This window comes from Streptomyces sp. NPDC092370, from assembly GCF_044755265.1.
Lineage (GTDB): Bacteria > Actinomycetota > Actinomycetes > Streptomycetales > Streptomycetaceae > Streptomyces.
In genome coordinates this window covers 348,655-370,192 of sequence record NZ_JBIVQO010000004.1, presented here as the reverse complement: position 1 = coordinate 370,192, position 21,538 = coordinate 348,655, and the positions used below count along the sequence as shown (strand labels likewise).

Sequence of the window (21,538 nt, the reverse complement as noted above, 5' to 3'; positions counted from 1 at the left end):
CCGGACACTAGGGCGGTCGGACGTTCGGGCGTACGGACCGAGAGTTGTCACACCGGTGGCCGGGCCCCTGCCGCCCGCCGCCGGTGCACCAGCCGGATCCGCCGGACGATCACGATCAGACCGGCGATGAGCGTCCCTCCGTACAGCCAGCCGGCCTGTGTGGCGAGTCCTGTCACCAGGCCCATCAGCTTGCCGACCGTCCCGCCCTCGCCGTCGGTGGCCGGCAGCAGCCCCACGGCGAACGCGATCGGCACGACCACGGGCGCGCTCATCAGATCCCCCGGGCGCACCCAGAGGGCGGTCAGCACGCACACCGGCAGGAACAGCACGCCGTATGCCGTCAGGGACGCCCCGAACAGCGCCGTGCAGAGCGCGCCGAGCAGGAACATCACCGCCGCGCAGAACAGCCCGCTGCCCAGGCCGGTCAGCCGGGGGTTGGGCAGCCGGAGGTTGGGCAGCCGGGCCGCGCCGGACGCCGGTGCGGGGCGTGCGGGGCGTGCCGGGCCTCGTACCGGGCCTCGTACCGGCGCCGGGCGGGGCTGCGGCCCGGGCGGCCGGGCCGCGCGCACGGGCTCGCCCCCCGCTCCCCGCCCCGCCTGGGACGGGACGGGTTGCCGGGGCGGCCTGGGCCGGTCCCGTCGCGGTCCGTACTGGGGAGATCGCGTCCTGTATTGCTCCACCGCACCAACTTAGGTCGTTCTATATGCCGAATAGCCCGTCAGACACGCCGATGACCGCTGCTTGGCCAAGCGTTCGATACGTCGCCTGGGTGGATCCGGACACGCCGTAGACTGGTGGATCGGCCGGTCCCCTGGCCCTCTGGCCCTCCACTCACGGGAAGTCGCAACGTGTCGCTCACGATCGGAATCGTCGGTCTGCCGAATGTCGGCAAGTCGACCCTGTTCAACGCCCTGACCAAGAACGACGTGCTGGCGGCCAACTACCCGTTCGCCACCATCGAGCCGAACGTAGGCGTGGTCGGCGTCCCGGACCCGCGCCTCACGAAGCTGGCCGAGATCTTCTCCTCCCAGCGCGTCCTGCCCGCGACCGTCGACTTCGTGGACATCGCCGGCATCGTGCGCGGTGCCTCCGAGGGCGAGGGCCTGGGCAACAAGTTCCTCGCGAACATCCGCGAGTCCGACGCGATCTGCCAGGTCATCCGCGCCTTCAAGGACGAGAACGTCGTGCACGTCGACGGCAAGGTCTCGCCCAAGGACGACATCGAGACGATCAACACCGAGCTGATCCTCGCTGACCTGCAGACCATCGAGAAGGTCCTGCCGCGCCTCCAGAAGGAGTCGCGCATCAAGAAGGACATCGCGCCGAAGGTCAAGGCCGTCGAGGAGGCCAAGGAGATCCTGGAGAAGGGCGACACGCTCTTCGCGCACGGCCTCGTCCAGGGCAGCGAGCGCGCGGAGCTCCTGCACGACCTGCACCTGCTCACCACCAAGCCGTTCCTCTACGTCTTCAACGTCGACGAGGACGAGCTGACCGACGAGGACTTCAAGAACGAGCAGCGTGCCCTGGTCGCCCCCGCCGAGGCGATCTTCCTCAACGCCAAGCTGGAGGCGGACCTCGCCGAGCTCGACGAGGAGGAGGCGCTGGAACTCCTCCAGTCCGTCGGCCAGGAGGAGCCGGGTCTCGCCACCCTCGCCCACGTCGGCTTCCGCACGCTGGGCCTCCAGACGTACCTGACGGCCGGCCCCAAGGAATCCCGCGCCTGGACCATCAAGAAGGGCGCGACGGCCCCCGAGGCCGCCGGTGTCATCCACACCGACTTCCAGAAGGGCTTCATCAAGGCGGAGGTCATCTCCTTCGACGACCTGGTGGAGACGGGCTCGGTCGCGGAGGCCCGCGCCAAGGGGAAGGCCCGCATGGAGGGCAAGGAGTACGTCATGCAGGACGGGGACGTGGTGGAGTTCCGCTTCAACGTCTGATCGCCTCACCACGAAAGGCCCGGCCTGCGAGGACGCGGGTCGGGCCGTTGTGCTGTCCAACAGTCCGCAGAACCGCTCCGCCGGCCGGCGGGAGCGGCTATGCGCCGTGGGGCGGTGTCCGAGGTGTACGGCCCACACTCTCGGTTCCCTGTTGTCGATGGCGCAGACGACACGGTGGTCGCCGACCCGTAGGCGGCGGCGCTTCGAAGCGCGATGTCACGCGGGATCTCGCGCAGCTCGGCCTGGGCCTCGGGCCGGAACACCGTGCGGGCGGCGCTGAAGCCGATCGCGATACGGCGGCGGAACCGGGGCTGGACGCCGTCCCGCCCCGCGCTACCCGGACTTCGAGCGCTGGTGTCGGGACCAGCGGGCGGCGAGGCCGGTGACCGCGGTCACGGCGGCGGCGAGCAGGGCGAGGAGGGCTCGCTTTCCGCGGTCGCGGACGTGTGAGGGCGGTCGGGGCGGGGCCGTGTCGTGGGAGATGTCCCGGGAGATGACCCGCCAGACGTGCTCCGGGGGTGCCGCCGGCAGGTCCACCAGGTGCGCGGTGCGGGCCGCCGTGACCACGCGGAGCAGCACGCGGAGTTCGTCGCGGCAGCGCTCGCACTCCTCGACGTGCCGCAGCGCCTCGGCGTCGGCGTCGGTCGGGGTGGCGTTGCGCAGCGCCAGTTCCACCAGGTGCGCGGGTTCTACGTGGGCCACTGCGCCCTCCCGACGGGTTCCGCCGTGACGACGAGGTTGGACAGGTAGCCGCCCCGCTCGGGGGCGTACGGGGGTGCGCAGGTGAGGAGCGTGAGGACGGGGGCGCCGGTCCGGCGGAACGCCGAGGGGGGCGGTTCGTCCTTCGGCACGGTGACGCGTGAGACGAGGCGGCAGCGCACCGGCTCGTCCTCCGCACGGCGCACCTCGACGCGGACCCCGCGCCGTACGTCGTACAGCGCCAGGAACTCGCCGAGGTCGCCGGTGTCGGTGTCGGTGTGTCCGACCGGCACCGCCGAGCACCGGGCACTGCCCGGCGCGGGGCCGTGGCGGTACCAGCCGGCCACGTCGGGGCCGTCGGGGAGGGTCGTGCTCCCTCGGTCCGTCACGCACACGGGGCTGGCCCGGGCGTCGAGACCGGCACGGGGTACGAGCACGCGCCGGGACGGCGGATTGCGCACCGTGCCGGCCGCGGGTGCTGCCGCCGCGGCCACCGCGGCCCCGCGCTCCGACTGCGCGGCCGCGAAGTCCGGCGCGGAGCGGCCGGTTGCGACGGACGGTCCGGAAAACCGAGGACGGCTGCCAGGGCGGCAGCCGCCACGATCGGTCCCGTCAGCCGTCGCGTGCCCTCAGCCACGCCGGCCGGCGACCCGGCGGGCCACCAGCAGGCCCGTCACCGCGACCGCTCCGGCCGCCGCGGCCCAGGCCGGCCCCAAGTCGGAGGAGTTCGGGGTGGCGGCGGCAGCACTGACGCCCGCGGGGACACCGCGGGGCGACGACGCCATGCCGCTGAACGACTGGGTCGCCAGGGCCAGGTTCTTGTCCTCGGCGCTGCCCCAGGCGTAGACGACGGTGCCGGTGCCTTCCGAGAGCTTCAGGTCGGCCGGGCCGATGGCCACGGTGTCCGTGCCGGCGAGCACCACATCGGTGTTGAGGGTGCCCGCGTCGACCTCGGCGGTGTCCTCCTTCGGGTTGGTGAGGTTGTTGAAGACCGGCTGTCCGCCCGCCCGGACGTCGACGGCGGGTGCCGCCGCGACATGGCGGACCGTCAGACGTGCCTTGCCGGCGTCGACCTGGGAGACGTCGTTGGTGAAGGCCGTGAGCCGCGGTGTGCCGTCGGCGGAGAGGTGGGCGGCGACCGTGGCGTTCGCGCCCTCGGGTACCCGGATCTTCTTCTCCAGGGCCGGAGTTCCGCCGGGCCCCTTGCCCGCCTCGAAGATCTGGATGTCGTAGGTTCCGGCGTCGAGGGACTGCGGGTCCGTCACCGTGCCGGGCTCGAAGTCGCCGATGAGTTCGTCGCCGTTGGCGTACACGTCCACGGTCATGCCGGGGATGCCGTGGAAGACGGACACCATGGCCTTGGTCTGCTGGGCGGCCAGGGCGGGAGCGGAAACGCCGAGGGCCAGGGCACAGGCTCCGGTCGAGGCGGCGATGGCGAGTCGGGTGTGGGAGGTCATGGGGATCATCCCTTCGAATTCCCTGTGAGGGGGTCTCCGTACGGTGCGGAGTCTCGGTCCTGTTTCAGGCGCGGGGACCGCCGTGGATGCGGACGGCCGCACCCGCTAGAGGTCCGTGTCGGGGACCGGGGGCTGCTCGATCACCATCCGCAGCCGGTGCAGGCCACGGCGGGCGTGACTCTTGACGGTGCCCAGGGGCATGCCGGTCCGTTCCGCGATCTGCGCCTGGGTCAGGTCCTCGTAGAAGGCCATGCACAGCACCTCCCGCTGGTGGCGCGGCAGCCGCGCCAGGGCGTCGATGAGCAGGACCCGGTCCAGGACGCGGTCCGGTGCCGTCTCGTCGGGTCCGCCGGTGTCCGCGTCGCGGCCGGCCGAGTCGACGAGTGCCAGGCGCCGTGTCCTGGCCGCCAGCGCGTCGACGATCTTGCGGCGGGTGATGCCGACCAGCCAGGCGCCGAGCGGGCCCCGTTCGGGGCGGAATCCGGCCCGGCCGTGCCAGGCGCCGAGGAAGACCTGCTGGGTCACGTCCTCCGCCTCGTAGGTGTCACCGAGCAGTCGGGTGGCCATGGTGTGAACGAGTGAGCCCCAACGCCGGTAGATCGCGGCGAACGCCTCCTCGTCGGCGGCGACGAGGCCACGGGCCAGCTCCTCCTCGTACCGAGTCTCCTCCGCGGGCGCGGTGGGGGCGGTGAGTCGCGTATTCGTGATCATGGCCTGGTTCCTCCTGCAGTGCGTCGTGCGGGGACGGAAGGCCGTCTGCCGAACCGCACCGGTCGCGCCGTGCCGAGCCGCGACCATGCGCTCGAAAGCCAGTGTTCGGTGCACAAACGACGCACCTCAACATGCGTCGTTTGTGCGTCGTACAGTCGGAGGTATGGGTGTACACGAACGAGACAGCGAGGACCGCGGACGCGAGGGCTCGCCGCTCGGTGGCGGGCTGACCACCGGGGAGGTGGCCAGGCGCCTGGGGGTGGCGCCCACCACGGTCCGGACGTGGGACCGGCGCTACGGCCTCGGGCCGGAGGCGCACACCGGCGGGCGGCACCGGCGGTGGACCCCCGTGGACGTGGCACGGCTGGAGCGGATGTGCGCCCTGACGGCGACCGGGATACCGCCCGCCGAGGCGGCGCGCACGGTGCTCGGCGAAGCGACGCAGGAGGCCGGTTCGGCCGGGCACGCAGCCCCGGCGGCACCGGAGGCGGCCCAGGCGGGACAGGCTGCCCCAGCGCCTGTGGAAGCGGGCCCGGCCCGGCGGGCGGCCGAGGGGACACCGGGGCCCGCTTTCCACGCCCGGGTCGCCGGCGCGCCACCACGGTCCTCCGCCCCCGCCCGCAGCCGGGCGGGCAGTGGGCTGCGCCTCGGTGATGTGCGCCAGGAATGCAAGGGCATCGCCCGTGCCGCGCTGCGTCTCGACGCCGCCGCGCTGGACGACCTGCTGCAGACCGCGATCGCGGAGCACGGGCTGGTCGCCGCCTGGACCGAGGTCATCATGCCGACCCTCCAGGCGGTCGGCCGCAAGTGGGAGAGCTCGGGCGAGAAGTACGTCGAGGTCGAGCACTTCCTGTCCTGGCACGTCTCGGGCGCCCTGCGTCGCGGCGCCCCGCCCGCGGCCGCCGACCGCCCGGGCGCGACCGTCGTGCTCGCCTGTGTGCCGGGGGAGAACCACACGCTGCCCCTGGAGGTGCTGGCCGCCGCGCTCGCCGAACGCGGCCTGCCGGTGCGGATGTTCGGTGGTGCCCTGCCCGTGGAGTCACTCGTGACGGCCGTACGCAGAACGGGGCCGGCGGCGGTGGGGCTGTGGGCGCAGTCCCGGACCACCGCCAGCCGGCCGCTCGCCCAGCACGTGGCCGCGATGGAGTGGGGCGTGCGGGGTGCCCGCCGCAAGCCGGTCGTCCTGACGATCGGGCCGGGCTGGACCGGCCGGACCGTCGCCGGCCTGCCGCGGCCGACGGGACTAGCCGAGGCCGTCGCGGTTCTGGAGTCGGTCGTGTCGCGGTAGCTCCGGTATCGCTGCATCCGAACACGGCCGTCCGCCCGAAGCGGTGAACGGACAGACACAGTCGACCGGGTGGCCGGGAGCGAGCGTGGTGTGCGGATGAGCGGCGCGTGGTGGACGCGGTGACCCGGTGGCCCGCCGGCACTCCGGACGTGGTGGTGGTCGGGGGCGGCGCGGCCGGCCTCAGCCTCGCGAACCGGCTGGTCGGGACCGGTGCCGCGACCGTGACCGTGGTGGAGCCGCCGGAGGGTCCCGCGCGTCCGGCGGAGCGTACCTGGTGCTACTGGGGCCAGGACGGCGACGACCTCGGCGAAGCGGTCACCGCGACCTGGCCCCTGCTGCGGGTGCACGGCCCCGACGGCAGCCCGCTCACCGTCGACCCGGCCCCCTCGCGCTACCGCATGGTGCGCTCCACGGCCTTCGAACGGCTGGTACACGCGCGGCTGGCGGATTCGCCCGGCGGGCGGCTGCTGCGCGCGACGGCCGACACGGTGCGGGACGTGCCCGGGGGCGCCGAGGTCCGCTGCACGGCACCCGGCGGCCGCACGCTGACCCTGCGCTCCCGGTACGTGTTCGACTCGCGGCCGCTGCCCGCCCTGCCCCCGGCCAGGACGCAACTGCTCCAGCACTTCCGCGGCTGGTTCGTGCGCACCCGCACCGGCCGGTTCGACCCGGCGGTCGCCGACCTCATGGACTTCCGGGTGCCCCAGCCGCGACACGGGCTCGCCTTCGGCTACGTCCTCCCGCTGGCCCCGGACCGGGCGCTCGTCGAGTACACCGAGTTCTCCCGAACCCCCCTGACCACCCTGGAGTACGAGGCGGCGCTCGGCCACTACGCCCGCACGGTGCTGCGCCTGGGCGAGTTCACCGTGGACTCCGCCGAGCAGGGCGTCATCCCCATGACCGACGCCCGCTTCCCCCGGCGAACGGGAGCGTCGGTCTTCCGCATCGGGACGGCGGGCGGCGCCACCCGCCCCGCCACCGGCTACACCTTCGCGGCCGTACAGCGGCACAGCCGGGCCATCGCCGCCACCCTGCGCGACGGCCGCGCCACCGTGCCCCGGCCGCACGGGCGGCGGGCACTCGCCATGGACGCGGTCTCACCGGCCTCAACCCCGGCTACCGCACCGACCTGCTGCGCTCGGCCCGCCGGCTGCGGCTGCCCGGGGACGGGGCCGGTCTGCACCTGCTCGATCTCGGGTGCGGCACGGGCGCCTCCACGCGGGCCCTGCTGCGGACCGCGCCCCGGGCGCGGATCACCGCGGTGGACTCCTCCGCCGGCATGCTGCGGCGGGCGCTGGCCAAGCCGTGGCCCGACGGTGTGCGCTTCCTGCACCTGAGCGCCGAGGAACTGCCGACGGCCGGCGAGGGCCCGTTCGACGCGGTCTTCGCCGCCTACCTGTTCCGCAACGTCTCCGACCCGGACGGCGTCCTCGCCACCGTGCGGTCCCTGCTGCGGCCGGGCGGGCGCCTCGCCGTCCACGAATACAGCCTCGGCGGCTCGCCCGTGCACCGCGCCCTGTGGACGGCCGTGTGCCAGGGGGTGATCATCCCGGCGGGCACGCTCACCGGCGACCGGGCCCTGTACCGGCACCTGTGGCGCAGCGTCCTGGAGTTCGACACCGCACCCGTCTTCACCGGCCGGCTGACGCGGGCGGGGTTCACGCGTGTCCGCGCCCTTCCCCTCGCCGGGTGGCAGACCGGCATCACCCACACGTTCGTCGCCCGCAACGGCGTCACCGAGACGACGGAGGCCGCCCGGTGAGCACCCGCACCACCGGCCGTAAAAGCGAGGGAAGCCACCCGACGGGCCCCGGTCCCACCGTCCGCCGCGGCCGGGACCGCAAAGCCGAGGTGCTGATGCCCGAGCCCGGCCGGGACCGGTTCGGGCCGGCGGACGCGCCGTCCGTCGCCGTGGTGGGCGGCGGCATCGCCGGACTCGCCGCGGCCACCGGCCTGGCCGAGCGCGGCGCCCGGGTGACCCTCTACGAACGGCAGGAGTCCCTGGGCGGCCGTCTCGCCGGCCACCGCACCCTGCTGGCGGACGGCTCCGAGGTGACCATGAGCCGGGGCTTCCACGCCTTCTTCCGCCAGTACTACAACCTGCGCGGCCTGCTGCGGCGCACCGACCCCGCCCTCGCCCGCCTCACCCCACTGCCCGACTACCCCCTGCGGCACAGCGGCGGACTGACCGACAGCTTCGCCCGCGTCCCGCGCACCCCGCCCCTCAGCGCCCTCGGTTTCGTCGCCCTCAGCCCCACCTTCGGCTGGCGCGACCTCACCGCCCTGGACGCCCGGGCGGCACTGCCGCTGCTGGACGTGCGCGTCCCCGAGGTGTACGCCCGCTTCGACCAGGTCGGCGCGAGCGACTTCCTGGAACGCCTCCGCTTCCCCGAGGCCGCGCACCACCTCGCCTTCGAGGTGTTCTCGCGCAGCTTCTTCGCCGACCCGCGCGAACTCTCCGCCGCCGAACTGCTGCTGATGTTCCACATCTACTTCCTCGGCTCCTCGGAGGGGCTGCTCTTCGACGTGCCCGACGAGCCCTTTCCCCAGGCCCTGTGGGAGCCGCTCTGCGGCTACCTCCAGCGCCTCGGCACGACCGTCCGCACCGGCACACCCGTCCACGGCGTGGACCCCGCCGACGCCGGGGGAGCGGAGGTGCGCACCGGCACCGGCACCGACCGGCACGACGCGGTGGTGCTCGCCCTGGACACCGGGGGACTGCGCCAGGTCGTCGCCGCCTCGGCCCGCCTGGGCACCGCCCCCTGGCGCGCGGACATCGCCGCCCTGCGCACCGCCCCGCCGTTCCTCGTCTCGCGGCTCTGGCTCGACCGGCCGGTCCGCGCCGACCGCCCCGGCTTCCTCGGTACCAGCGGCTACGACGGCCTCGACAACATCAGCGTCCTGGAACGCTACGAGGGCGAGGCCGCCCGCTGGGCCGCGAAGACGGGCGGTTCGGTCGTGGAACTGCACGCCTATGCCGTCGGCCCCGGCGCGAACCGGAAGAGTGTGCAGGACGCGCTGCTCGGGCAGGCGCGGCGGGTCTACCCGGAGATCGGTGAGGCGCGGGTCGTCGATGCCCGGCACGAATGGCGCGCGGACTGCCCCCTCTTCCCGGCCGGTACCCACCACCGGCGCCCCACCGTACGAACCCCTCACCCCTGGCTGACGCTGGCCGGTGACGGATTGCGCTGCGACCTGCCCGTGGCGTTGATGGAACGCGCCGCCACCACCGGCTTTCTGGCGTCCAACGCCCTGCTCGCCGGGTGGGGGGTGCGCGGCCAGGTGCTGTGGACCGTGCCGCGGGCCGGCCGCTCCCCGGTGCTGCGGGCACTCGGCGCGCTCGCGGGACCTCCGGCGCACCGGTGACGCCGGAGGTCCGGACCGACCCGGGACGATCTGCGCGGGTCCGTCCGGTGCCGTCGTCTCACCCGGGGAAACGCCCGGTGCTGCGCAGCGCCCAGCGCCTCTCGGCGTAGGCGAGGTCGTCGCGCCACAGACGCCCGGCGGTGCGCACCTCCGGCGCACCGGTGACGCCGGAGGGCCGGACCGACCCGGGACGATCCGCGCGGGCTCGTCCGGTGCCGTCCTCTCACCCGGGGAAACGCCCGGTGCTGCGCAGCGCCCAGCGCCTCTCGGCGTAGGCGAGGTCGTCGCGCCACAGACGCCCGGCGGTGCGCCGCATCAGGGGGCGCAGCACGGGGGCGGCGGCCCGGGCCAGGGCGAAGCCGCGCCGGTCCGAAGCGGCGACGACCGCCTCGATCACGGCCGTCCGCGGCCGTTGCGCGTCCGCGGCGGTCAGCGGCGTGGCATGGGTCTCCACCACGGACGTGGCGCCCTCGCCATCGGTGATGCGCATGACGACGGTACGCGGCTCCGGCGCGGTGAACTCGGCCCGGACGGGCACCACCAGACGGCCCGCCACCCGGAAGGACACATCGACCACGAAGGCGTCGTCCGTGTCCCCCTGCGGTTCCCGGGCCACCGTCAGATCGACGAAGGAGTACGGGTGGAACCAGGACCCGTGCCACGGATCGAGACGGTTGGCCACCACGTCCTGCGGTTCGCACCGCCCGGCCGCCGTGAACACGGCGTCCACCCCGGTCGCCGTCGCCGGACGCGCGGGAACCACCGGCTGGTCCGAGGGCTCCTCCCCGCCGACCGCGTCCAGCCGGACCCACACCAGCACCCCGTCGTCGTGGGCGGGGTACGGCTGCCAGCCGGCGAACGGCGAGCCGTCCAGCGCCAGTCCGTGCCAGTGGCACACCAGCGTGCCGCACACCACCCGGCTGTCCCGCAGGGGAGCACCGAGGTGCGGGCAGACACCGGACCCCGCCCGGAGGTCACCCGACCGCGAGCGCCACAGCACCACCTCGACGCCGCCGACGGTCCTGCCGCAGGGGCTGCCGGGCCGCACGTCCCGGGAGGCGCCGACCACGAACCAGTTGCCGGAGGGCCGGGCGGACGCCCGTTTGAGGGCGTCGGCGATCAGCGCCGGCCGGGCCGCGCGCCAGGTCGGCGTCTGCTCCGCCCAGCCGGGGCCGCGGCGCCGCCGCAGCGGCGCGGTCCAGCGTGTCCTGTCCGCTCGGTCAGCCACGGCCCGGTCCTTTCCGTTCCCGTGCGGCGCGGTCCGCCGCGGGCGCCGCGCGCCACCGCGCGCGGGCCACCTTCAGGACACCTGCCGCGGCGGTGGCCGCCCGCCGGCGGCGGGGCACCACCGCACGGTGAAGCAGCACGGTGTAGTCCTGCCGCGCGATCGCGTCGAGGATGCCGCCGTACAGCGTGAAGGCGGTGCCGACGCAGGGGCGCACCCTCGGGTCGAGCATCGCGATGCCCGGCCGGGCCGTCCGGTACACGTCCCTCGTCATGGCCTCGGCCGCGACCAGTGCCGCCCGGATGCGCGGGTCACCGCGGCCGGTCCGCCGGCTCCAGAGCAGCAGCGAGCGGTCCACGCCGTGCGCGGCGAGCAGGTCGGCGGGCAGGTAGACGCGCCCGCGGTCAAGGTCCTCGCCCACGTCCCGCAGGAAGTTGGTGAGCTGGAACGCCACCCCGAGGGCCGCCGCGTGCGGCGCCGCCTCCTCACGCGGGACGACCGTGCCGAGCACGGGCAGCATCTGCAGGCCGATCACCGCGGCCGAGCCGTGCATGTAGGCCCGCAGATCGGCATAGGTCGGGTAGTCCGTGACCGTCAGGTCGGCGCGCATCGAGGCGAGGAAGTCGGCGAACAGGTCCACGTCGATGCCGTAACGGCCGGCGGTGTCCGCCACGGCCCGGACCACCGGCTCGGTTCCGCCGCCGGTGCGCAGCGCGTGCCCGAGGTCGCCCTCCAGCCGCTTCAGCAGCAGGTCCCGCTCGTCGGGGGTCAGACGCCGGTCCAGGTCGTCGACGATGTCGTCGGCCCAGCGGGCGAAACCGTACAGCGCGTGCACCGCCGCACGGCGTTCCAGCGGCAGCAGGCGCGTGGCCAGGAAGTAGGTCCGGCCGTGCCGGGCGTTGAGCTGCCGGCACCGGCCGTAGGCGGCACGCAGGCCCGGGTCGGTGATCCCGGCGGCGTCCAGTTCACGACGGGTCATGGGCACCTGCTCCGGTCGGGGTGGACGGGAGGCGGTCCGCGGGCCGGACCGCCCGGGCCGGCCGGGTGCGGCCCCCGGTGACGCGGGCGGCGGCGAGCTTCCCGCTGATGAGCACGGTCGGTACGCCGACTCCGGGTGTGGTCCCGCAGCCCGCGAGCACCACGTTGTCCAGTCCGCGTACGAGGTTGCGCGGCCGGAAGGGGCCGGTCTGGGCGAAGGTGTGGGAGACGGAGAAGGGACTGCCCGCCGCGTGGCCCTGGGCCGTCCAGTCGAGCGGGGTCACCAGCAGTTCCTCCTCGACGCTGTCCGCGAAACCGTCGAGGCCGCGGCGTTCCAGCTCGGCGAGCAGGCTGTCGCGGTAGCGCGGGCCCAGGTCCCGCCAGGCGGCGGCGGAGGGGCCGACGGCGGTGTTGGGGCAGGGCGCCAGGACGTAGTGGAGGTGACGGCCCGGCGGCGCCAGCGAGGCGTCGTGCGTGGTCGGGCGGGTGATCAGCAGGGACGGGTCGCTCATCAGCGCCCCCGAGCGGGTCAGTTCGTCGAAGGTGCGCTCCCACGCGGCGCCGAAGGACAGCGTGTGGTGGGCGAGCTGGGGCCAGGTGCGGTCGGTCCCGGCGTGCAGCACCACCGCGGACGGCGAGTGCCGCAGCGGCACCGGACGCCGCGGTGCCCGGCCCAGCAGCCGGTGCGCGGTAGGCAGTTCGCAGGTCAGCACCACCGCGTCGCACGGGATGCGCTCACCCGAGGCGAGCCGGACGGCCCGCACCCGGCCCGCCGGGCGTTCCAGCGCGCTCACCTCGGCCGACCAGCGCAGCTCGGCACCGGCACCGGCCGCCACGTCCGCCATCGCCCGGGGCAGGGCGTGCATGCCGCCCCTGGGGAACCAGACACCGGCCACGGTGTCCATGTAGGCGATCACCGCGTAGGCCGCGAGTGCCCGGGCCGGTGCCACCCCGGCGTACAGGGCCTGGAAGGAGAAGACCCGGCGCAGCCGGGCGTCGGAGAGGAAGCGGCCGATCCGGCCGTCGAGACGCCCGAAGCCGCCCAGCGCCGCCAGCCGGGCCAGATCCGGGTGGGCCAGCTGGAGGGGCGAGTCGAAGTTGGTGTCGATGAAACGGCGCATCTGCGCCCGGTACAGCCGCTCCAGCCACTGGCGCAGCCTGCGGTAGCCCGCCGCCTCCGCCGGTCCGGCGAAGCGCCGCACCTCCGCCTCCATGGCGTCTCCGTCGGTGTGCACGTCGAGCGAGGTCCCGTCCGCGAAGCCCGCCCGGTAGGCGGGGTGCAGGGGCACCAGCTCGACGTGCCGTTCGAGACTCTCGCCGACGGCCGCGAACGCCTCGTCGGCCAGGTGCGGCATCGTCAGCACGGTCGGCCCGGTGTCCACCAGGTAGTCGCCGAGTCGTACCCGCCCGGCCCGGCCGCCCGGGCCGGCGTCCCGCTCGACGAGCGTGACCCGGCGGCCGGCGCCCAGCAGATGCAGGGCACACGCCAGACCGGACAGGCCGGCGCCCACCACGACGACATGGTCCGTCGGCCCCGTCACCGTCCTCATACCAGCTCCTCGGTGGGCTGCGGGGCGACGCCCGAGGCCCGTTCGACCAGGGCGGCGAACTCCCGCCGTACGACGGGCGCGGCACCGGTCGCCTCGAAGTGCCGCAGGCCGGCGGACGCCAGCTCCGCGATCCGTGCCTCGATCTCGGCCCGGGCGCCCGTCCGTTCCAGCACCGCCCGCATCCGCTCGACGCTGTGCTCCGGGCGGGCGCCCGCACCCGGGGCGAGCACGGCGGCGGCCTCCTGGTCACCGGTGTCGTCGGCGAGCCGGACGGCGGCGGCGAGGAGCGGCGTGAGCTTGCGGGAGCGCAGATCGTCGTCGGAGGGTTTGCCGGTCAGCTCCGGGTCGCCGAAGGCACCGATGAGGTCGTCGCGCAGCTGGAAGGCCAGCCCCGCGCAGCGACCCGCCGCCCGCAGCGCGTCCAGGACGGGCACGTCCGCACCGGCCAGCAACGCGCCCAGCGCCAAGGGCCGCGCGACGGTGTACCGGGCGCTCTTCAGCACGGCGATGGTCCGGGCCTCCTCGGCGTCGGACGAGCCGCTCGCCTGCGCACGCAGGTCGCGGTACTGACCGGCGACCATCTCGGTGCGCATGGCCCGCCATTCGTCGTACAGCCGCGCGCCGTGCGGTGCGGCGAGCGCCGTCTCCGTCAGCAGGTCGTCCGCCCACGCGAGCGCCAGGTCGCCCGCGAGCACGGCGGCCGACGTCCCGAACGCGTCGGCGGATCCGGCCGCGCGGCCGGCCCGGGGGTCCCGGGCGAAGTCCACGTGCATCGCGGGCGCGCCCCGGCGCAGCGGTGATCCGTCCATCACGTCGTCGTGGATGAGCGCGCAGGCCTGGAGCAGTTCGAGGGCGGCCCCCGTGCGCAGGACCGCCCCGGGGTCGCCCGAGCCGCCCGCGGCCCGCCAGCCGCACCACACGAACGCCGTGCGCAGCCGCTTGCCGCCCCGCCGGACGAACCCGGCGACGCGGTCGGCCATGTCCTGGGCGAACACCGCGTCGGTCTCGCGGGCCTGCCGCAGTCGCGTCTCCAGCACCCGCTCCAAGACGCGCTCCACGGCGCGCGTGGCCCCGGGAGCGGTGAGCGGGGCGTGGTTCGTCTCCGCCGGTCCGGCCGGCGTCGGCCACGGTCCAAGCATGCACAACCCCTTCTCGCTTCCGGTCATCCGCACATCAGTGCTTCCACCGGGGGCGGTGTTTCGGATGCGCGCGGTGTCGTGCTGTCAGCCGCGGCTGCGGGCCTGCCGGAAACGGGCCAGTCCCTCCCCGAGGTCGAGGAGCGGCGCGGGATAGCGGAGCCGGGCCCGTTCGTCCGCCGGGAGCCGCCAGGGCTCGTGCACCGCCGCGCCGCCGACGTCCGCCAGTTCGGGCACCCACCGGCGTACGTAGGTGCCGTCCGGGTCGTGGCGCTTGCCCTGGAGCACGGGGTTGAGGACGCGGTGCGGACGGGTGTCGGTGCCGGTGCCGGCGACCCACTGCCAGTTCAGCTGGTTGTTGACGATGTCGCCGTCCACCAGGTACCGGAGGAAGTACCGGGCGCCGATCCGCCAGTCCACGTACAGCGTCTTGGTCAGGAAGCTCGCCACCAGCAGCCGGGCCCGGTTGTGCATCCATCCCTCGTGGCGCAGCTGGCGCATGCCCGCGTCGACCACCGGGTAGCCGGTGCGGCCCTCCCGCCACGCGGCGATGTCCTCGGCGGCCTCGTCCTCGCCGCGCCACCGGTCGCCCCGGGCGCGGTAGTCCCGCACGGCCGCCTCGGGCCGGGCCGCGAGGACCTGGTAGTGGAAGTCGCGCCAGCACAGCTGGCGGACGAAGGCCTCGGCGCCGGCGCCGCCCTTCTCCCGGGCCCGCCGTACGACCTCCACCGGCGACAGCGCCCCGAAGTGGAGGTACGGCGACAGGCGCGAGGTCGCGTCACCGGCCAGGTCGTCGTGCCGTTCCTCGTACCGCGACAGACCGGTGTCCGCCCATCGCGCCAGCCGCTCGCGCCCGGCCGTCTCACCGCCGTCCGGAAGCCGCGGTGACAGGTCCGCCAGGCCCGTCCGGGACGGCGGCTCCTCGCCGCGCGCGGCGTCGGGGACCCGCACCGCGCGCGGCGCGGGCAGCGGGGCGCGCAGCCGTTGCTCGGACCAGCGGCGCATGTAGGGCGTGAACACGGCGAAGTGGTCGGAGCCGAACGGTGTCACGGCCCCCGGCGCGACGGCGGTGACCACGGCGTCGTGCACTCGCAGGGCGACACCGTCGGCGCCGAGTTCCCCGCGCAGCCGCTCCTCACGGCGGTGGGCGTAGCCGGTGACGCCCGCGGCCATGTGGACCTCCGTGGCGCCGCAGGCGGCGGCGACCGCGCGGACCTCCCGGGCGACCGGCCCGGTGCGCACCACCAGCCGTCCGCCGCGCCGGCGCAGCGCCGAGCCGAGGTCGGCCAGGCAGTCGGCGAGGAAGGCTGCCCGGTTGGGCACGACGAACCCGGCGGCGTGCACGGCGGGGTCGCGGACGAACAGGGGCACCACCTCGTCCGCCGAGTTCAGCGCGGCGTGCAGGGGCGGATGGTCGTGCAGGCGCAGGTCCGAGGTGAACAGGACGACCGCGGCGGTCATGGCGTCACTCCTGGTGCGGTGGTGCGGATTGCGTTCGTTGCTCCCGGACACTTCGCCGCCGGCGGGCTCGTCGGGTGCGCGCGGCACTCCGGCGTCCGCTCGTGCCCTCGGACGCGGCCCGCGCGATGTTGCGGGCCATGCCGCCGAACACGACGGAGTGGAACGGGGCGACGCTCCACCAGTAGGCGTGGCCCAGCAGACCGCGCGGATGGAACAGGGCCCGCTGCCGGTAGCGGGTGCGGCCCTCCTCGTCGGTCTCGGCGTACATCTCCAGCCAGGCGAGGCCGGGCAGCCGCATCTCGGCCCGCAGCCGCAGCAGACGACCCGGTTCGATCTCCTCCACCCGCCAGAAGTCCAGTGAGTCGCCGACCCGCAGACGCTCGGTGTCACGCCGTCCGCGGCGCAGTCCCACACCGCCCGCGAACCGGTCCAGCCAGCCCCTCACCGCCCAGGCCACAGGGGAGGAGTACCAGCCGTTGTCGCCGCCGATGCCCTCGACCACCCTCCACAGCGCCTCCCGGGAGGCGTCGACCGGCCGTTGCCGTTCGTCCTGGTAGAGGCTGCCGCCCGCCCAGTCGGGGTCCGTGGGCAGCGGGTCGCTGGGCGCTCCGGGCACCGAGGCCGAGGACCAGCGCGTGGTGACCTGCGCTTCCCGCACCCGGCGCAGTGCCAGGGCCAACGCCTCGTCGAAGGGCAGTGGCCGGCCCGGGGTGTCCGGAACGTAGCGGGCGATGTCGTGCTCGTGGCACACGACCTCGTGCCGCAGCGACTCGGTAAGCGGCCGGGCGAGGGAGGCGGGCACCGGGGTGACGAGGCCGACCCAGTGGCTGGACAGCCGTGGTGTGAGCACCGGGACCGGCACGATGAACCGCCGCCGCAGCCCGGCCACGGCGGCGTAGCGCAGCATCATGTCGCGGTAGGTGAGGACGTCCGGCCCGCCGATGTCGAAGGCCCGGTCGACGTCGGCCGGCATGGTCGCGGACCCGACGAGATAGCGCAGCACGTCCCGTACCCCGATGGGCTGGGTGCGGGTGTGCACCCAGCTGGGGGTGACCATGACGGGCAGGCGTTCGGTGAGGTAGCGCAGCATCTCGAACGACGCCGAGCCCGAGCCGATGACGACGGCGGCGCGCAGCACCGTCGCGGGCACGGGCGAGTCGAGGAAGATCTGCCCCACCTCGGCCCGGGACCGCAGATGCGGGGAGAGTGAGTCCTCGGGGACGCCGCGCGGCGTGAGCCCGCCCAGGTAGACGATCCGCCGCACGCCGGCGGCCCGGGCCTGCTCGGCGAAGGTCCGGGCGGCGGCGCGGTCGGTGTCCTCGAAGCGGGAGCCGGAGCCGAGGGCGTGCACCAGGTAATAGGCGACGTCGATGCCGCGCATCGCGGACGCCAGCGACCGCGGGTCGGTGACGTCCCCCCGGACGGCCTCGGAGCGCGCCGCCCAGGGGTGGTCGCGGAGCTTGGCGGGGGAGCGGGCGAGGCACCGGACGCGGTGGCCTTCCTGCAGCAGCTCGGGCACCAGTCGCCCCCCGATGTAGCCGGACGCCCCGGTGACCAGGCAGTGCAGCCCCTGCCCGTCCGTCGTCATGGTCGTGCCTCCGTCCGCCGACGCCGTCGCCGTCCTGTCGGTTCGCGGCCGGCCCTGACGCGAACACTTCCCGCCCGGCGCCCGCGGCGGATGCACGACACGGGCGTCGGTGACGGTTCAGCCGGAGGGTGTACGGCCGTCCGGCCCTCGTGGGGCCGTTGGGGCCGGGGCGTTCGGCCATCTCGCCCGCGGGCCGAGGTCGATGATGCCGTCGCCGTCCTGTCGGTTCGCGGCGGGCCCTGACGCGAACACTTCCCGCCCGGCGCCCGCGGCGGATGCACGACACGGGCGTCGGTGACGGTTCAGCCGGAGGGTGTACGGCCGTCCGGCCCTCGTGGGGCCGTTGGGGCCGGGGCGTTCGGCCATCTCGCCCGCGGGCCGAGGTCGATGACGCCGTCGCCGTCCTGTCGGTTCGCGGCGGGCCCTGACGCGAACATTTCCCGCCCATCAGTGCGCCGGTGCCCGGTTCGCCCAGGAGCAGGGCCTGCACCGGCACGCAGGCGCTGATCGCGCCCCCGGTCGCCGACTCCGCCCCGGACACATGCGATGGGCCCATCACGCCCGGCCGGTTGATCCGCATCGCGTCCGAGCCGCAGATGCCGTGCGCGCAGGAACGGCGGAACGTCAGCGTGCCGCATGAAGTTGACGTCGTCGCGGTTCGGGTAGTCCTCGTGGACGGCAGTCGAGAGGCCGGCCGGCCCACGGCGTGGCAGGACGAGTTCCGCGATCGTCTCGGCGGGGAACCGGACGACCACCTCCAGTTCCTCGGGACTACTTCCGGCCCCTGGCCGCCTCGGTACTCCGGGCCGGGGGCCGGAAGTAGTCCCGGGCCAGGCCTTTGGCCGCGTCGCCCGTAGCACGGCGCACCACGCGGCGGTCCCCGGCGTCCCGGACCCGGCGGATGTGACCGGCCGTCGCTATCCGGTGAGGCACGCCGTCACCGCGCCGGACGTGAGATTGCCGTGTTCGGCCCACCGGCGCAGCCGGTCCCGGTCGACCCAGTGCACCTGGTGGCGTTCGCGGAGCTGCCCGCGCAGGCGGTGAGGGCCGCGTGACCAAACGGCGGGGGCCGGGCCGTCGCCGGCCCGGCCCCCCTTTTTTCCGCGGTACCGGTCAGAACTGGAGCGCCCAGGCGTCGATCCGCCCGGTGTCGTAGCGGGCGTTGTCGCTCACCCGCAGCTTCCACGTGCCGTTCGCGGCCTCCGAGGACGCGTTCACGGTGTACGTGGTGTCGATGTTGTCCGCGCTGCCGCCGGTGCCGTACGACTTCAGCGTGTACGCCGTGCCGTCGGGGGCGATCAGCTGGACCTGAAGGTCACCGATGTAGGTGTGGACGATGTGCACCTCGACGGCCAGGGCCGAGGGCGCGTTGCCGGAGACACCGGAGACCGTCACGGGGGACTCGGCGGTGGCGTTGTCGGCGATGGCCTGGTCGGCGGTGTTCTCGAAGCGCGGGCCGGGCGGGGTGGTCGTGCCGCCGCCGACGTACAGCAGCCGGTTGGGTGATCCGGTGCCGGGGCTGGTGACGACGCCGGTGGTGGCGGCGGACGTCAGCGCGGCGGACACCTGCGCGGGCGTGGCAGCGGGGTTGGCGGCCAGATGCAGGGCGGCGGCGCCGGCGACGTGCGGGCTCGCCATCGACGTACCGGAGATGGTGTTGGTCGCCGAGTCGCTCGTGCTCCACGCCGAGGTGATCGACGAGCCGGGCGCGAACAGGTCGAGGACGGTGCCGTAGTTGGAGTAGCCGGCCTTCGCGTCGCTCGACGTCGTCGCGCCGACCGTGACGGCCTCGCTCACGCGGGCCGGGGACCGGGTGGAGGCGTTGGTGGACTCGTTGCCGGCCGCGACCACGAAGGTGACGCCCGAGGTGATGGCGTTGCGCACGGCCGTGTCGATGGCGGTGTCACCCGGGCCGCCGAGCGACATGTTGGCGACGGCCGGTTTGACCGCGTTCCGGGCGACCCAGTCGATGCCGGCGACGACCTGGGCGGTGGTGCCCTGGCCGGAGTTGTTCAGCACGCGGACGCCGACGACCTTGGCCTTCTTGGCGACGCCGTAGGCGCTTCCGGCGGCAGTGCCGGCGACGTGCGTGCCATGGCCGTGGCCGTCCTGGGCGGTGTTGTCGTTGTCGACGGCGTCGTAGCCGTAGGAGGCGCGGCCGCCGAAGTCGCCGTGCGTGATGCGGACGCCGGTGTCGATGACGTACGCCGTGACGCCCTCGCCGGCCGAGTCCGGGTAGGTGTACGAGCTGTTCAGCGGCAGGCTCTTCTGGTCGATGCGGTCCAGGCCCCAGGACGGCGGGCTGGGCTGCGTCCCGGTGATGGAGAACGTCCGGTTCTGCACGACGGAGGAGACGGCCGGGTCGGCGGCGAGACGCTTCGCCTCGGACTCGGATGCCTCGACCTCGTAGCCGTTCAGGGCCTTGGTGTACGTCCGCTCGATGTCGGCGCCGTACTTGTGCGCGAGTGCGCGGCCCGCGGCGGAACCGGCCTTCTCGGTCTTCAGGGTGACGACGTAGCTGCCGGCGACGGAGTTCGCGGCGTCCTCGTACTGGATACGCCCTTCGGCCGCGGCCGGGGCCGCGCCGGCGGGGAGGGCGGAGACGAGGCTCGCGACGAGTGCCGCGGTGGCCGTCGCGCCGAGCGCGGCCAGTCTTCGCCGGGAGGTTCTGTGGGGAGTACGCATCACTGCCATCTGAGGGGTCCTCCTCATCGGTGGTGCGCTGTGGGGTGTGGTGCACGCCCGTCGGTCGCCGCCGATGAGGGCCAATAGGTCATGACCATGTCAAGATGGCGGCTACTCCTGTGCGTCAGCGAAAGATTGAGGCCTCCACAGGAATTGCACAAGGGCCCTGCACGGACCGGAAGGGGCCGGGTGACGGTCCGTCAGCCACCGAAGCCGCTCCGCCGGCGGCAGCCCGCCGATCAGCCGGACGGCGAGGCGGAGCGCGACCCCGTGCCGCCGGCGGCAGACCCGGCACACGCCCCTGCCCCGGATCCACGGGTGGCGCCGGGCTCGCGCTGGGGCCGACCGCGCCGCGGCAAGATCCAAAGGCCCGGGCAGAGCGGGCGGGGCACGGCGATCGCCGGCGTGGTCCTGTCGGCCGTCGGGATCGTGCTGTGGGCGGTGGTGCTGTCCACCGGCGCCGTGTCCCAGGGCTAAAAGGGGTTCAAGGACGGCACGCGGGGCAACGAGAGCCTGTCGCTGGACAAGAGGGCGACGGCTTCGACGCGCCCGGCGGGCTGGAGGGCGACACCTGCGACCTCGACAGCGTGCCCTGCGGGGGCGTACACGACGGCGAGGTGTCCGCGGTCGTCACGCTGCCCGGCGCCTTCCCGGGCGGCACCAGGATCACCGGCGTCACCGGCGTCACCGGCATCGCCGACGAGAAGTGCTACGCCCTCCAGGGCCAGTACGCCCGGGACACCTGGGCGATGCCGACCGACGTCGGCGCGTACTCCCTGATGCCGTCCCGGGACGGCCGACGCTACGGCGACCGCGCGATCACCCGTCTCTTCGGCGGCACCGGGGCCGCGGCCGAGCCGACCGGCTCCCTGGCGGCGGCCCCACCGCCCTCGACACCGATCAGGTCGTCCTCCTGCCGACGGTCGACGTTCGATGGCCGGCGGCGACGCCCTCGACGCGGTGCTCTGTGAGGAGCCCGGGAAGACCCCCGAGGAGGACCTCGCCGCGCACCGGGCCCGGGCCGCTCAGGTCCACGACGTGCTCGGCAGCAGATCGGGGTCATGCGCGTCCCCTGGCCGTCCGGTGCCCGCAGGCCCCTCGCCGGCCCGGTCGAGGACCTGGAGGACGCCCGCGAGGAGTGGAAGGGGCGAGCGCCGCCGATGTGCGCGGACCATCCGCACGCGCACTACGACAAGGCGTACGCGCCCGTGGAGGGGCCGGCGACCGTCACGGCGCGCAAGGTCCTCGGGCCGGCGGCGGCCGGACCGGCCTCCGGGGAGGGCGAGTGGGCGGACTCCGGCGCGCAGGTGTGACGGCGCCTATAGCGGGGAGAAAGCGCCTGCGTAAAGCCTTCAGGGCCGCCATGTCATCACATCGAGTGATTCTCTGGCCTTTGCTTGCACCACACAACCTACGGTTGCCACGCTGTCGCTGTCTGTACAACCTGATGGGAGCGG

20 protein-coding genes and 2 pseudogenes are annotated in these 21,538 nt (G+C 74.5%); 8 read left to right on the top strand and 14 right to left on the bottom strand.

The features are described from left to right. Positions 1 to 47 precede the first annotated feature (47 nt). A complete protein-coding gene (locus ACIQHQ_RS15760) occupies positions 48 to 680 on the bottom strand; it encodes a DUF6542 domain-containing protein (RefSeq protein ID WP_402612455.1) in 633 nt (210 codons plus the stop codon). Between the two features lie 168 nt (positions 681 to 848). Here ACIQHQ_RS15760 and ychF point away from each other — a divergent pair, with 168 nt between their 5' ends. Next, positions 849 to 1,937 carry a redox-regulated ATPase YchF gene (ychF, locus tag ACIQHQ_RS15755; RefSeq protein ID WP_352118740.1) on the top strand — a complete coding sequence of 363 codons (1,089 nt, stop codon included), beginning with the start codon at positions 849 to 851 and terminating at the stop codon, positions 1,935 to 1,937. Between the two features lie 99 nt (positions 1,938 to 2,036). On the opposite strand, the pseudogene ACIQHQ_RS15750 reads toward ychF, so the two are convergent. The 5 genes and pseudogenes from ACIQHQ_RS15750 to ACIQHQ_RS15730 all read right to left on the bottom strand — a co-directional run. Continuing rightward, positions 2,037 to 2,224, bottom strand: a pseudogene (locus tag ACIQHQ_RS15750) (type II toxin-antitoxin system RelE/ParE family toxin); the annotation flags it as partial. A 46-nt stretch (positions 2,225 to 2,270) separates the two neighbouring features. After that, positions 2,271 to 2,639 carry a hypothetical protein gene (locus tag ACIQHQ_RS15745; RefSeq protein ID WP_402612454.1) on the bottom strand — a complete coding sequence of 123 codons (369 nt, stop codon included), beginning with the start codon at positions 2,637 to 2,639 and terminating at the stop codon, positions 2,271 to 2,273. After that, positions 2,627 to 3,025, bottom strand: coding sequence for a class F sortase (locus ACIQHQ_RS15740; protein WP_402612453.1), 399 nt, complete (start codon positions 3,023 to 3,025; stop codon positions 2,627 to 2,629). Before ACIQHQ_RS15740 ends, ACIQHQ_RS15745 begins: the two co-directional genes overlap by 13 nt. Positions 3,026 to 3,265: 240 nt before the next feature. Then, the gene (locus ACIQHQ_RS15735; RefSeq protein ID WP_402612452.1) at positions 3,266 to 4,093 is read right to left on the bottom strand and encodes a DUF4397 domain-containing protein; all 828 of its coding nucleotides are present in this window, start codon (positions 4,091 to 4,093) and stop codon (positions 3,266 to 3,268) included. Between the two features lie 105 nt (positions 4,094 to 4,198). Beyond that, positions 4,199 to 4,804 carry a sigma-70 family RNA polymerase sigma factor gene (locus tag ACIQHQ_RS15730; RefSeq protein ID WP_402612451.1) on the bottom strand — a complete coding sequence of 202 codons (606 nt, stop codon included), beginning with the start codon at positions 4,802 to 4,804 and terminating at the stop codon, positions 4,199 to 4,201. A 163-nt stretch (positions 4,805 to 4,967) separates the two neighbouring features. Between ACIQHQ_RS15730 and ACIQHQ_RS15725 the strand changes: the two genes are divergently transcribed. The 4 genes and pseudogenes from ACIQHQ_RS15725 to ACIQHQ_RS15710 all read left to right on the top strand — a co-directional run bounded on the left by ACIQHQ_RS15725 (position 4,968) and on the right by ACIQHQ_RS15710 (position 9,458). Continuing rightward, on the top strand, positions 4,968 to 6,092 hold the full coding sequence (locus ACIQHQ_RS15725; RefSeq protein ID WP_402612450.1) for a MerR family transcriptional regulator: 1,125 nt from the start codon (positions 4,968 to 4,970) through the stop codon (positions 6,090 to 6,092). 107 nt (positions 6,093 to 6,199) lie between these two features. Beyond that, positions 6,200 to 7,189, top strand: a pseudogene (locus ACIQHQ_RS15720) (lycopene cyclase family protein); the annotation flags it as partial. 32 nt (positions 7,190 to 7,221) lie between these two features. After that, a complete protein-coding gene (locus tag ACIQHQ_RS15715; RefSeq protein ID WP_402612692.1) occupies positions 7,222 to 7,854 on the top strand; it encodes a class I SAM-dependent methyltransferase in 633 nt (210 codons plus the stop codon). A gap of 95 nt (positions 7,855 to 7,949) precedes the next feature. After that, positions 7,950 to 9,458 carry an FAD-dependent oxidoreductase gene (locus tag ACIQHQ_RS15710; RefSeq protein WP_402612691.1) on the top strand — a complete coding sequence of 503 codons (1,509 nt, stop codon included), beginning with the start codon at positions 7,950 to 7,952 and terminating at the stop codon, positions 9,456 to 9,458. 58 nt (positions 9,459 to 9,516) lie between these two features. On the opposite strand, the gene ACIQHQ_RS15705 is transcribed toward ACIQHQ_RS15710, so the two are convergent. The 8 genes from ACIQHQ_RS15705 to ACIQHQ_RS15670 all read right to left on the bottom strand — a co-directional run bounded on the left by ACIQHQ_RS15705 (position 9,517) and on the right by ACIQHQ_RS15670 (position 20,090). Continuing rightward, on the bottom strand, positions 9,517 to 9,606 hold the full coding sequence (locus tag ACIQHQ_RS15705; protein ID WP_402612449.1) for a DUF5914 domain-containing protein: 90 nt from the start codon (positions 9,604 to 9,606) through the stop codon (positions 9,517 to 9,519). A gap of 75 nt (positions 9,607 to 9,681) precedes the next feature. Further along, complete coding sequence (locus ACIQHQ_RS15700; protein ID WP_402612448.1) at positions 9,682 to 10,686, bottom strand: DUF5914 domain-containing protein; 1,005 nt, start codon at positions 10,684 to 10,686, stop codon at positions 9,682 to 9,684. Further along, positions 10,679 to 11,662 carry a phytoene/squalene synthase family protein gene (locus ACIQHQ_RS15695; RefSeq protein WP_402612447.1) on the bottom strand — a complete coding sequence of 328 codons (984 nt, stop codon included), beginning with the start codon at positions 11,660 to 11,662 and terminating at the stop codon, positions 10,679 to 10,681. Before ACIQHQ_RS15695 ends, ACIQHQ_RS15700 begins: the two co-directional genes overlap by 8 nt. Continuing rightward, a complete protein-coding gene (locus tag ACIQHQ_RS15690; RefSeq protein ID WP_402612446.1) occupies positions 11,649 to 13,211 on the bottom strand; it encodes a phytoene desaturase in 1,563 nt (520 codons plus the stop codon). The genes ACIQHQ_RS15695 and ACIQHQ_RS15690 overlap by 14 nt, the downstream gene beginning before the upstream one ends. Then, positions 13,208 to 14,350: a polyprenyl synthetase family protein gene (locus ACIQHQ_RS15685; RefSeq protein ID WP_402612445.1), complete on the bottom strand. Its 1,143-nt coding sequence runs from the start codon at positions 14,348 to 14,350 to the stop codon at positions 13,208 to 13,210. The genes ACIQHQ_RS15690 and ACIQHQ_RS15685 overlap by 4 nt, the downstream gene beginning before the upstream one ends. 84 nt (positions 14,351 to 14,434) lie before the next feature. Then, positions 14,435 to 15,808 (bottom strand): cryptochrome/photolyase family protein, encoded by a 1,374-nt coding sequence (locus ACIQHQ_RS15680; RefSeq protein ID WP_402612444.1) that lies wholly within the window; start codon positions 15,806 to 15,808, stop codon positions 14,435 to 14,437. A 4-nt stretch (positions 15,809 to 15,812) separates the two neighbouring features. Then, positions 15,813 to 17,396, bottom strand: coding sequence for an SDR family oxidoreductase (locus ACIQHQ_RS15675; protein ID WP_402612443.1), 1,584 nt, complete (start codon positions 17,394 to 17,396; stop codon positions 15,813 to 15,815). A 1,113-nt stretch (positions 17,397 to 18,509) separates the two neighbouring features. After that, positions 18,510 to 20,090: a S8 family peptidase gene (locus ACIQHQ_RS15670; protein ID WP_402612442.1), complete on the bottom strand. Its 1,581-nt coding sequence runs from the start codon at positions 20,088 to 20,090 to the stop codon at positions 18,510 to 18,512. A 180-nt stretch (positions 20,091 to 20,270) separates the two neighbouring features. On the opposite strand from ACIQHQ_RS15670, the gene ACIQHQ_RS15665 reads away from it, so the two are divergent. The 3 genes from ACIQHQ_RS15665 (at position 20,271) to ACIQHQ_RS15655 (ending at position 21,394) form a co-directional block, all read left to right on the top strand. Continuing rightward, the gene (locus ACIQHQ_RS15665; protein WP_402612441.1) at positions 20,271 to 20,558 is read left to right on the top strand and encodes a DUF4190 domain-containing protein; all 288 of its coding nucleotides are present in this window, start codon (positions 20,271 to 20,273) and stop codon (positions 20,556 to 20,558) included. A gap of 140 nt (positions 20,559 to 20,698) precedes the next feature. Continuing rightward, positions 20,699 to 21,052 carry a hypothetical protein gene (locus tag ACIQHQ_RS15660; RefSeq protein ID WP_402612440.1) on the top strand — a complete coding sequence of 118 codons (354 nt, stop codon included), beginning with the start codon at positions 20,699 to 20,701 and terminating at the stop codon, positions 21,050 to 21,052. 90 nt (positions 21,053 to 21,142) lie between these two features. Continuing rightward, positions 21,143 to 21,394 carry a hypothetical protein gene (locus tag ACIQHQ_RS15655; protein ID WP_402612439.1) on the top strand — a complete coding sequence of 84 codons (252 nt, stop codon included), beginning with the start codon at positions 21,143 to 21,145 and terminating at the stop codon, positions 21,392 to 21,394. The last annotated feature ends 144 nt before the right edge of the window (positions 21,395 to 21,538 follow it).